At 53.2% G+C, this 12,708-nt stretch carries 5 protein-coding genes; 2 read left to right on the top strand and 3 right to left on the bottom strand.

The genetic code is table 11. The annotated features are described in order from the left end of the window. The first annotated feature begins 119 nt into the window (after positions 1–119). Together FH871_RS22225 and FH871_RS22220 are read left to right on the top strand one after the other, a co-directional pair. Positions 120–3,428, top strand: a complete 3,309-nt coding sequence (locus FH871_RS22225; RefSeq protein WP_138993638.1) for a PAS domain S-box protein — start codon at positions 120–122, stop codon at positions 3,426–3,428. A 35-nt stretch (positions 3,429–3,463) separates the two neighbouring features. Next, on the top strand, positions 3,464–4,558 hold the full coding sequence (locus FH871_RS22220) for a response regulator (RefSeq protein WP_138993637.1): 1,095 nt from the start codon (positions 3,464–3,466) through the stop codon (positions 4,556–4,558). Between the two features lie 106 nt (positions 4,559–4,664). On the opposite strand, the gene FH871_RS22215 is transcribed toward FH871_RS22220, so the two are convergent. The 3 genes from FH871_RS22215 to FH871_RS22205 form a co-directional block, all read right to left on the bottom strand. Beyond that, positions 4,665–7,280, bottom strand: a complete 2,616-nt coding sequence (locus tag FH871_RS22215) for an ABC transporter permease (protein WP_229317475.1) — start codon at positions 7,278–7,280, stop codon at positions 4,665–4,667. Positions 7,281–7,430: 150 nt separating this feature from the next. Then, positions 7,431–10,085: an ABC transporter permease gene (locus tag FH871_RS22210; protein WP_138993636.1), complete on the bottom strand. Its 2,655-nt coding sequence runs from the start codon at positions 10,083–10,085 to the stop codon at positions 7,431–7,433. Between the two features lie 132 nt (positions 10,086–10,217). Then, positions 10,218–12,708, bottom strand: a 2,491-nt coding sequence (locus tag FH871_RS22205) for an ABC transporter permease (RefSeq protein WP_138993635.1), incomplete at its 5' end; no start/stop codon positions are given.

Raw genomic sequence — 12,708 nt, 5'->3', positions numbered from 1 at the left:
ATGAGCACGCAAGGATTCCGGAAAGGGTCTGCGATCTGGCTCAATTTTTGCCCTACTCAGGTACTTACCCTTTTGTAGGCAAAGCTCCTGTTGACCTATATACGGGGTACTCAGCGTGTATGATTTTTCAGAATGAAACCTTTCGGGCTCAACAACTGGAGAGCTTTCAGGAGGTTATTCCGGTTGCGGTGCTGTATTGCCAGCCTGTTGTTCACAACAACCAGGTCGCGGACTTTCGCTACATCTGGGGAAATCGTGCCGCTCTGAACATGGCAGCACTGAGTCCCGGTGAGTTTAGCCAGATGACCATGCTTCAGGTTTTTCCCAGTTTCGTCGATACGGGCGTTTTCAGCCGGTACGTTCAGGCCTGGGAAACCGGCATTACCCAGCGCTTTGAACGGCAACACCCGATCGGCAACACCATTAATTGGGTGGATGTTACGGTGAGCAGAAAATACGAAGGGATCGTTATCACCGCCCTCGATATTACCGAGTCCAAACAAGCCCAACTGGCGCTAGCGCAACAAACTCAGTTGCTGCAAAATATTGTCGAGCATTTACCGGCTGGTCTGGCATTGTTCCACCCGGTTCGGAACGAGGCTGGTGACGCCACAGACTTTCGGTATGCCTTAACCAATCCCGTCAACGCCCGGACGGTGGGCCTATCCGTTGAGCAACTGATCAATCGCAACCTACTTGATATTTTCCCTTCGGCCCGTGAACAGGGTTCCTTCGGGCGACTCGTGGACGTGTTACAAACCGGGATTCCCAAACACTACGAAACGCATTACCAGGCCGATGGGCTGGATTTGTGGGTAGAAGGCCATCTAACCCGGATCGGCGACGGGGTGTTGCTGACGTATCTGGACACTACACCCCTGCAAAAACAGCAGCAGGCATTGCGGGAGCAGGCCGATCTACTGCACCAGAAAAATGAACAACTGCGCCGGATCAACCAGACATTGATCCGGACGAACCAGCGTCTTCAGGGGTTTCAGGCCATTGAACGGGCCTTGCTCAACCAGAGTTTGACCGAACAGGGACCCGAAGCAGCCGCCCTTCTGCACGTCCGGGAATTGGTGCCGTGCGAGCAACTGGTGGTTTTCCGGTTTAACGAGGCAACGGGCCTGGCGCAGGCCGAAAGCTGGCTGGTGGGTAACGAAATGGCCACCCGGACGGCTCCCGGGTTACCCATCCACCCGTTTAAAGTCGAACCGTTGCTGAGTGGGCAATCCTGGCTGCTGGATCACCTGCAACCGGATTCCGTGGGCATTCCACCAGAACTGAACCTGTATAAACGGGGGTTTCGGTCGCTGCTCGTTATCCCACTCTTCAGCCAGCAGCAATACATCGGTGCTTTTGTGCTGCTGTCGCACACGCCCCGGTTTTTTACGGAAGAATACCGTCAGATTGCCGGCGAGGTGGCCAGTCAGCTGGCCATCGTTATCTACCAGCAATACCTGAATGAACGGCTGCAGCAGCATACCGAACAACTTGAACAGCGGGTGGCGGAACGAACCCGGGAACTCGGCCAACTCCTGGCATTGCAAAATGCCATTCTCAAAAATGCCGGGCAGGCCATCATCTCAACCGATACGCAGGGCGTGGTGCTGACGGCGAATCCGGCCGTTGAACAGGTGTCGGGCTACCGGGCCGACGAACTCATTGGAAGACATCCCCAGACGCGTTTTGACACTTCCGAAGCCCCGGTTCCCATTCTGACCTACCAGGCCGAACTGCCCACGGCCCCGCCTGCTTTTCTGATCCAGCCGATCCTGCAGGAACAGGGTTTTTTTCAGACCGAATGCCTGATTGAAGGCAAAGGAGGAAAGCGGTTTCCGGTTTTGTTGACCACCAGCACGCTGCAGAATGAGCAGGGGGAGATTACGGGGTATGTGGGTATGGCGACGGATATTTCGTTGCTCAAGGCGGCTGAAGAAAAACTGAAACAGAAAAACCGGGAGCTGAATACCTTCTTCGTGGGGGCGCTGGACATGCACTGCATCTCCGATAGCCAGGGAAATATATCGAAAATCAATCAGGCTTTTCAGGCTGCGCTGGGATATACGGAAGCCGAACTGATGGCCATTCCGTTTTTGCATTTGCTGCATCCCGACGAACAGAAATTCGTTTTTCAACACCTGCTGACGGGCATTCTGCACCGGCCGGTTCGCAACCAGATTAACCGGTTTCGCAAAAAAGACGGGACCTACCGGATCATTGAGTGGAATGCCATCGGAATCGACAAGCTGGTGTATGGGTCGGCCCGGGACATTACCCAGCGAAAACTGGCCGAAGATGCCCTGCGGGAGAGCGAACAGCGGTTTCGCGAGATTGCCGAAAACGTAGATGAGGTCTTCTGGATTCACTCGGTGGAGCCGTTCAGGTTGCTGTACATCAATCCGGCGTATGAACGCGTGTTTGGGATTGTACGCCAGCAGGTACCTGGCGATGAGCACTCTTTTCTAAACACGATTCTGGAAGAAGACCGGGCTACAACGCTGGCTGAATTTGAAAAATACCGGCAGGGGCAGGAAGTGACGGTTCAATGCCGGGTGAAAGGCATACACCAGGGAATCCGGTGGCTTCTGATTCGGACGTTCGTCATGAAAGACAACCAGGGCGTGCCGGTTCGGTATATCGGGATTGCCAACGACATTACCAGCCAGAAAGAGAAAGAACTGGTGTTGCAGCAATCGCTGGCCCGCGAACAGGAACTCAGCAAGCTAAAATCGCAGGTCGTTTCGACGGCATCGCACGAGTTCCGGACGCCCCTGGCCACCATCCAGACCAGTGTCGATCTGATTCGTCTGTATCTGGAACAACCGCCGGAAACCGCCAGACCAGCCATCAAAAATTATTTGGAAGTCATTCAGCAGCAGGTTCAGAATTATACCGGCCTGCTCTCGGACATGCTCACCATCGGCAAGATTGAATCGGGCAAAGTGGCTTTCAATCCCCAATGGGTCGATGTGCTGACGTTGTGTCGGCAGATCATCGGCAGTCATTTTAGCCACCAGCCTGACGCGCGAACCGTCCGTGTTTCGTTGGTCGGGCCGTCGTCCCGGGCGTATCTGGATGAAAAGCTGATGACCCACGTTTTGGTCAATTTACTGTCCAATGCTTTTAAATTTTCAAAAGCCAATCCCGGCCTGGTGATCCGGTTTGAGCAGCAGACGTTGGTCATTGAAGTCATCGATGAAGGCATCGGCATCCCGGCCAACGAACTGTCCTCGCTCTTCCAAACCTTTTTCCGGGCCAGCAATACGGCCAGCATTCAGGGCACCGGACTCGGTCTGGTGATTGCCCGCCAGTTTGTGGAGCTTCACGGGGGAACGCTCACCGTCGAAAGCCAGGAAACGGCAGGATCAACATTTGCCATTAGGTTGCCCATCGAACCCACCAGCCCTTCCAGCCCGTCGGCGTAATCACGGTCTGTTCACCTCTTAAAAATCCACCCCTTATGGCTACGCGAATCGTACTGATTGAAGACGAAACCCCGATTCGGGACAATGTAACCACCTTACTGAGTCTGAAAGGCTACGACGTGGAATCGGCACCCAATGGGCGGGAAGGCATTAGTCTGGCGATGGTATCGCAGCCTGACCTCATCCTGTGCGACATTATGATGCCGGAGATGGATGGATACCAGGTGCTGGAAGCCATCCGGAGCAACCGGTCACTGGCAACGGTTCCCTTCATTTTTCTGACGGCCAAAACGGAGGAAGCCGACGTGCGCCGGGGTATGATTTCGGGGGCGGATGATTACCTGACCAAACCATTCACGCTGGAGAGTCTGTTGCTGGCCATCGAAAGCCGTCTTCAGCGCGAGGCACTGCGGGAATCCGATCTGCAGAGCCGGTTGGGAGAACTCCGCCGGACCATCACCCGGATGTCCAATCATGAATACAACACGCCCCTGAGCGGCATTCTCGGTTTCGTTACATTGCTGATGGAGCATTACAACGAATTCGATCAGGAAGATAGCCTGTCGATGCTGGGCATGATTAAAACCTGTGGTCTGCGGCTGAAACGTTCGCTGGACAACCTGCGGCTCATGGAGGATCTTCAGGAAAATCCGGCGTCCATCCAGTTTATCAACGGCGTTTCACGACTGGATTCTGATGTGGTAAATCATCACATCCGCACGGTTAATGAGCGGCACGATCAGCCTATTCAATGTCAGATTGAGATGGCAGGGGCTTCGGTCTGTATTTCGGAAACCGGTCTGCGGATTGTGCTGGATGAGCTGATCGACAATGCACACAAGTTTTCGGATGGATCAAACCCCATTCGGATTACGGGCCGCCGGGAAGGTGATTCCTATCGGTTAACGATTGTAAACCGTGGACAACCGTTCAAACCGGAAGACATCGCCCGCATTGCACCGTACGTCCAGTTCGACCGCAAAAGCTACGAGCAGCAAGGCTCCGGATTGGGGCTGGCTATCGTCAAAAAACTGCTGGAAGAAACGGGAAATACCCTCGAAATCGAAAGCCTGCCAACGGGAGAGACGTCAGTAATGGCGGTTTTTCAGGGGGGTAGTATTGAGCAATGAATACTGAATAACGAATACTGAATACTGAATAACGAATAATGAAGGCTGGACGTCTGCGAAGCCTCTTCGTTATTCAGTATTCGTTATTTAGTGTTCGTTATTTAACTTATTCACTTCGCAGACTTTTCACCGGATTCATCAAAGCGGCTTTGATGCTCTGGAAACTGACGGTCAGCAGGGCAATGCCCACCGACAACAGACCCGCCAGCGCAAATACCCACCATTCGATAGCAATTTTATAGGCAAAACCCGCTAACCAGCGGTTCATAGCCACCCAGGCCAGGGGCGACGCAATGACGATGGCAATCAGAACCAGTTTCAGAAAATCCTGCGAGAGCAGGGTTATAAGGCTGGCAACCGATGCGCCCAACACTTTGCGAACGCCAATTTCCTTCGTGCGTTGCTCAGCCATAAAGGCGGCTAAACCAAACAGACCGAGGCAGGCAATGAAAATGGCCAGCATCGCAAAGAACGTAGACAGCGTTCCCACGACGGTTTCGCTGGTATAGAGCTTTGCATAGTCGGTATCGACAAAGGAATACGTAAACGGAAATGTCGGGTTCAGTTTCTGGCAAAGGGCTTCGATGCTGGCCAACGCCTGTCGGGTCTGGCCGGGCTGGGTTCGAATCAGGATGTTGCCATAATGGTTGTTGGCCAGGCGGATGATCAGCGGTTTGATCGGATCGTGCAGGGAGTTGAAATGAAAGTCTTCAATGAGGCCGATAATCTTGCCCGGTTTTTGCCAGAACGTCAGCGGCTGCCCGACGGGGTCTTTGTAACCCATCCGTTTGGCCGCAGCTTCGTTGATGAGGTAATTGGTTGAATCGGTACCGAAACCGGGGGAGAAATCGCGTCCCCGAACGAATTTTACGTTCATCGTTCTGGCAAAATCATAGCCGACTGCGGTGTTGTTGAACGAGATGGCCGCACTGGGGTCTTTCCCGGTCCAGCTTACGCCTTCGGTTGTATTGCCGTTGTAAAGCGGATTGGTTTGCATGGTCGAAACCGCCTGAATGCCGGGCAGTTGCTGCAATTCCTGCTTAAAGAGCGGAAATTTTTGCGCAATTTCGCCTTCACTGGGAATCCGGATCAGGTTCGCGCGTTCATACCCCAGGTTTTTGGTTTGGATGTACTGAAGTTGCCGGTAAATGACTACGGTTCCGATGATGAGCAGCATCGACAGCACAAACTGAAACACCACCAGTCCGCGCCGGAACAACTGCGCTCCGGCCCCAAACCGTAGTGCTCCTTTCAGCACACGTACCGGATGGAGCGACGACAGAAACAGGGCGGGATAACTTCCTGCCAAACCGCCCGTTCCGATCAGGAGGCCACACAACACCGCCCAGAATACTGGCTGGCCGAGCGGCAGGCCAAGGTGTTTTCCAGTCAACTGGTTAAAAACCGGCAAGGTCAACAGCACCAGGCCAAGGGCCAGCCCGAGTGAGAGCGTGGTCAGGAGCAGGGCTTCACCCATAAACTGCCCGATCAGCGATGACCGTTCGGCTCCGACCACTTTCCGGACACCCACCTCCCGCGCCCGCTTCACCGACCGCGCCGTGGCTAAGTTCATGAAGTTGATGCAGGCAATGAACAGGAGAAAAACCGCTACGATGCTGAAAAGCCGCACGTATTCGATTCGGCCGCCGTCGCGCTGGCCGTTTTTGAAGTGGGAATACAGGTACGCTTCGGTCTCCGGTTGCAGAAACAGTTCAATATTGAAATTCGGTCCAATGTCTTTGTTACGGCCTTTCAGAAACGTTTTGAGTTTGGCATTAAACTGATCCGGATTCGCATCGGCGCGGAGTAACAGACGGGTTCTGGGCCCGGCATTTTCCCATTCCTGAAGCCAGGGTTCCCGTTTCAGATAGCCTTCCCAATTCAGCAGAAAATCGTACTGATCGAGGGAATGAACGGGTAAATTGTCGAAAACCGCCGTTACCTGATAGTCGGTTCGGTTATCGAATCGGATGGATTTCCCCAGAGCAGTCTTTGGATCACCAAAATAGATTTCGGCCAGTTTCTTCGAGATGACCAGGCTGGTGGGCGAGCGAAGAGCGGTATTGGCCGAACCGGCTACGAGTGGCAGGCTGTACATCGTGAGCCAGTCGTTGCCAACAAAGTGCCCTGCCTGTCGGGCAACCTTGTCGCCAACCGTCAGGACGTGTTCTTCTTTTCCGGACAAACCGGCGGCATACACCACCTCGGGAAACTCCTTCTTGAGTGCATCGGCCAGAATTCCGGGCGTGTCTTCATCCGTCACCACCTGGCCGTCGGTGGTTTCGTGTTCCATCACCCGGTAGAGGGTGGCCGCATTGACGTTCTGCCTGCCGATGCGCAGTTCATCCTGAATCCAGAGCAGAATGAGCAGGCTGGAAGCCATGCCGAGCGCCAGTCCGGCGATGTTGATCAACGAGAAGGTTTTGTTGCGAATGAGGTTCCGCCAGGCAATGGTGAGGTAATTCCGGATCATAGCAGGATGCAGAAAAAAGGGGGGGTGATTGGCTTTGTTTCGTTTGGCCAGTGGCCGCAACAACTTCAAAACACTCAGGCCATACCGCCAGCGGGCTTTCCGCACCCCCACGGTTTTGACCCAATACGCGTAGAGTTCCAGCAAGTCACCCTGCACTTCCTCCACGGTGCTGGGATCGCCCAGCCAATCGAGCAGGGTGGTGGCCCAGCGGGGCGGTTTTGGATGATCTGGCCGTTTGATGGGCTTCATATTTTTTCAATATCAAATGTAAAATGATGAATGTTAAATAATAAAGAAGCCGCCCGCGCGGTGACGAATGATGAAGTATCCCGGCGGCATCTGCCCTTTATCATTTTACATTCATCATTTTACATTTGATATTTAGCATTCATTAACTTTTCATTCCGAACGCAATGACTTCACCGGATTCATCAAAGCCGCTTTGATGCTTTGGAAACTGACCGTCAGCAGGGCGATTCCCGCCATCAGCAGACCCGTTAGCGCAAATACCCACCACCTGATCTCAATCTTGAACTCGAAATTCTGTAGCCATTGATTCATGGCATACCAGGCAATCGGTGACGCCAGGACGATGGCAATCAGAATCAGTTTCAGGAAGTCTCTGGAGAGCAGCGTAATAATGCTGGTTACGGATGCGCCCAATACTTTACGAACGCCGATTTCTTTGGTGCGCTGCTCGGCGGTAAACGTAGCCAGACCGAACAAACCGAGACAGGCAATCAAAACCGCTAGAAACGTCGATGCGTCAATGAGTTGCGCTGTCCGGGTTTCCGACTTGTAGGCCTGCGCCAGCGTTTCGTCCAGAAAACTATACTCAAATACCTGGTTCGGGAACGTGGCTGTCCAGACCTTTTCAATGTGTGCCAAAGCCGCCTGTATCGTTTCGGCCGTTGGATTCTCCGTTTGCAGTTTGATGCCTGCCTGGTAAAAATTCTTTGGTACGACCATGATCAGTGTCGGGTCGATTTTCTGGTGCAGTGAGTTGACATTGAAGTTCCGGGCCACGCCAGTGATCGTTGCAAACTCCTGACTGTCTCCGAAATATACTTTCTGGCCAATGGCCTCGGCGGGTCGGCTGATGCCCGATCGGTTCAGGAATATTTCATTGACAATGACTTTGAGCGCTGCAGAAGCGGTATCGGTATCCCTGAGTTTTTCCCCGGCCAGCAATGGGATGCCGTAGGTATCCAGATAACGGGAATCGCCCATTTTCGTCTGGGTCCTGATGTCGATGGCTTTGGTACCTTTTCGGTATTGCATGCTCTGCATCCAGTTGCTTTCTGCCGATGCGCTGTTGAACGAAAAACTGACGTCCCTGATCTGCGAAGACCCGGCCAGTTGATTGCGCAGGGCTTGCAGTTTTTCGGGTTTGTTGTCGGGTAATCCGACGGTAATAATGGCCGCTTTGTTAAAGCCCAGATCTGCATTTCGGAAGAAAGTAAGCTGCTGGTTGATCAACATCGCACTGCTGATGAGAATCAGCGAAACCGTAAACTGAACGACGACCAAACCCTGCCGCAACGAAAACCCCTGCTTTCCCTGCGTTAATGTATTGTTTTTCAACGCCCAGATCGGTGCCATGCCTGACAGCCGGAACGCCGGATAAACGCCCGCCAGCAAAGTAGTCAGGCCCGCCAGGATGAAAGCAAACAAACCGGTTTGCCACGAGAACAAATCCGACGTGGTGAGGGGAACCGCCAGCATACCAGCGACGGTCGAGAGGGTAATTTGGGCGAGCAGGATGGCCAGCAAAACCGCCAGAAACGTAATCAGCCCGGCCTCTGTCAGAAACTGATAGACCAGCGACCAACGGTTACTGCCCACGGCTTTGCGAATGCCGACCTCTTTTGCCCGTTTGAATGCCTGGGCGGTGCTGAGGTTAATGAAGTTGAAGCAGGCAATCAGCAGCACCAGCACGCTAACGAATGACAGGGTCTTGAGTAAACTGAGGTTGGCCGTCCGACCACTCAGGTTGCTGCTGTAATGGAGTTGGGATAAGGGGTTCAGCAAAAAGTTTTTGGTGGATAGCGCTTCTTTATCCATGTATTTGAGTCTGATCGACCGAAACCGTTTGTTCAGTTGCGCGGGGTCAATGCCTTTTTTTAGCAACACAAACACCTGGAAATTGTCGCCCCATCCGTTCCACGCATTTAAATCGAAATCCGGGCTGGTGTTTTTGAGGGTGGAAAACGAAACCAGCATATCGAACGGGAAACTGGTTGTGGACGGCTGATTTTCCAGCACACCGGCCACCATCAAATCCTGTTTGTTGTCGAGCTGAATGATTTTGCTGAGGACATCCGTGGTACCAAAGTATTTTTCGGCATACGCCCGGCTTAAGACAACGGTGTTGGGTTGCGAGAGCGCCGTTCGGGCATTGCCCGCGAGCCACTGATAGTTCAGTAAATGAAATAGCCTGTTGTCGGCGAATACGAACGATTCTTTAAACCGTTTGTCGGTCGAGGGAACGGCAAAGATGCTGCCCTTAACTTTGAACATCGGAACGACGAGCTCTGCTTCGGGGACATCCGTCTGCAAAGCGTTCGCCATGCCGGTAAAGGTGCCCGGATAGGTGTGTTTTTCTTTGGTATTTTCGGTTTCAACGCGGTAAATCCGGCTTCCGTTGGCGTGGTTCCGGTCGTAGCTGGTTTCGTGCCTGATCACCAGGAAAATCACGACCGTACACGCCAGGCCCGCAGCCAGACCCGTGATGTTGATAAACGAATACCCCTTGCTTTTGGCGAGGTTTCGGGGGGCGATTTTCAAATAATTCCGGATCATATCAGGACTTAGTAAAAAAGGTGAAGGATATTCGGGAGATGATTTTCGTTTGGCCAACGGTCGTAACAACTTTAAAACACTCAGGACATACCGCCAACGCGCTTTTCGTTCGCCTACGTTTTTAACCCAGTAATCGTAGAGTTCCAGCAAATCACCCTGGACTTCCTCCACGGTATTGGGATCACCCAGCCAGTCGAGCAGGGTGGTGGCCCAGCGGGGCGGATGATGGTGCGATGGCTGGGTTGGCTTCATAGTTTTTGATATCGAACACTGAATAACGACGGAGCCGCCCGCGCGGTAGTGAATAAGGAAGTGAGTGATCAGGTTATCGGTGTTTGACTTCGATATTCAGTGTTCGTTATTCGATATTCATTATTCACTTTTTCATTCACTCCGCAAACTCTTCACCGGATTCATCAAAGCGGCTTTGATACTTTGGAAGCTGACGGTTAATAAGGCGATGCCAATCGCCAGCAAACCCGCCAGGGCAAATACCCACCATTCCAGGTCGATTTTGTAGGCAAAGTCCTGGAGCCAGCGGTTCATGCCATACCAGGCAATGGGCGACGCGATCAGGATCGAAATGCCCACCAGTTTCAGGAAGTCTTTCGACAGCAGGCCAACGATGCTGGCCACCGATGCCCCCAGCACTTTCCGAACGCCAATTTCTTTGGTGCGCTGCTCGGCGGTAAACGTTGCGAGCCCGAACAGACCGAGGCAGGCAATGAAGATGGCCATGCCCGAAAAGCCCAGGAAGAGCCCACCTTTCTGCTCGTCGGAGCGGTATTGCTCGGCGAAAGTCTGGTCCAGAAACGTGTATTCGAACGGCTGATTGGGATTGACCTCCTCATAAACCGTCTTCACATACGCCAGCGCAGCCGGGATGTTCCGGGGCATCACGCGAACCAGCAGGTTATCACCCCGGTCCGGGTGTAAAACCAGCACCAATGGTTCGATTTTGTTGTGCAGGGAGCGCAGATGAAAATCCCGGATGACGCCGGCAATCGGAATTTTCCGGGTATCAAACTCAATGAGTCCGGCCGTGCGGTTTTTCCAGCCCAATCGCCGGAGCATCGCTTCATTGACCAGCACCGCTCCAGCCGAATCGCTGGCCAGATCCGGCGAAAAGTTGCGGCCTTCTTTTAACTTGATTTGCAGAACGCTGAGGAAATCGTGATCCACGGAGAAGTACTCTGCACTGACCGGCAGTTCGGTTCCTTTCGCATAAAAACTGAAGGTGGTTTTGTCGTTCATTCCGCCCCCCACCGTACCGTTGGTCAGGCTGGCTCCTTTGATCAGGGAACTCTGCTGTAATTTGGTTTTAAGAACCGCAGCCGTTTGCTGAACCGCCGGTGCTTTGAGCGGGATGGTAAGCACCTGCTCCTGCTGGAAGCCCAACTGCGTATGACGCATGTACTGTAACTGGCGGTAGACGATGATGGTCCCCACCATCATCACCATGGAAATCGTAAACTGAACCACCACCAGCGACTTCCGCAATAAAGCGCCCTGACCCCGGGCTGTAAAGGCTCCTTTCAATACGGCGGCTGGCTTGAAGCGGGAGAGAATGAAAGCCGGGTAAAGGCCACTAACCAAACCGATGGCGAACCCAAAACCAGCGAGTCGAACCCCCGTCTGCACCGTCCACAGGTTGAGCGTCAGCGTCTTGGCAGTCAGGAAGTTGAAAGCCGGAAGCAGGGCATACAGCAACCCCAAGCTGATAAACAGGGCCAGATACGACAGCAAGATGGATTCAGCCAGAAACTGCCCCAGAAGCTGGAGCGGAAGGGAGCCGACGGCTTTCCGGATGCCAATTTCCTTCGCGCGCCCGGCGGAGCGGGCCGTTGCCAGATTGATGTAATTCACCACCGCAATCAGCAGAATGAATAAAGCGATGGCCGAAAACGTGTAGACATAGGCCAGATTACCGCCGTTTTCTTCGCCCATCAACTCCCTCGACCGCAGGTGCATATCGGCTAAGGGTTGAAACGTAAGCTGGAAGCTGACCTGTTTGCCGCCATCGTCACCTATGCTTGGTGCGATGTACTTTTTATAAAAGGCCGGCATTTTCGCTTCCAGCTTCGGGCGGTCGTCGGGCTGGTTCAGCAAAATGTAGGTCATCGAGTTGAAACTGTCCCATTTGTCCGGGTTAACCCCACTCATTTTCTGGTTCGAATACGGCAATATGGCCTCAAATTTCAAGTGGTGGTTGGCCGGAACATCCCGGATCACCCCCGCGACCGTAACCGGCAAATTGTCTTTCACCAGAACGGTTTTCCCCAGCACGTTGTCCGTTGTGCCAAAGAGATTGACCGCCAGTTTTTCCGTCAGAACCACCTCATTGGGTTGTAGAAAGGCCGTTTGCGGACTACCCTGGATAAATTCGTAGTCGAAAAACGAGAACAGCGTCGAGTCGGCGTAAATACTATTCCTTGCATACAGGACTTTTTCGCCCGCCCGGAACAGGGTTTCCGAGCCCGTTTTTACCCGCAGAACCTTCCGGATTTCCGGGTATTCCCGTTGCAGGGCAGGCCCCATCGGTGCCGAGGCAATGCCCAGCTTGTATTCATTTTCCGCCCATTTGATGTGCAGGTTGATCCGGCTGATCCGGTCGGCGTGGGTGTGATACCGGTCGTAGTTCCATTCGTCGTGAACGTACAAACCCAGCAGGATGGCGCAGGTCATTCCGACGGCTAAACCCAGCAGGGTCAGCGTGCTGTACACCTTGTTTTTAACCAGATTTCGAAAGGCAATTTTCAGGTAATTCCGGATCATGTCAGGATGCAAAAAAAAGGGTGTCTGATTGGTTTCTTTTCGTTGAGCCAACGGTCGCAACAACTTCAAAACACTCAGGGCATACCGCCAGCGCGCTTTT

Source organism: Larkinella sp. C7 (assembly GCF_006149005.1).
Classification (GTDB): Bacteria; Bacteroidota; Bacteroidia; order Cytophagales; family Spirosomataceae; genus Larkinella.
Note: the sequence above shows the minus strand (reverse complement) of the source record. Positions and strands in the feature narration are given on the sequence as shown.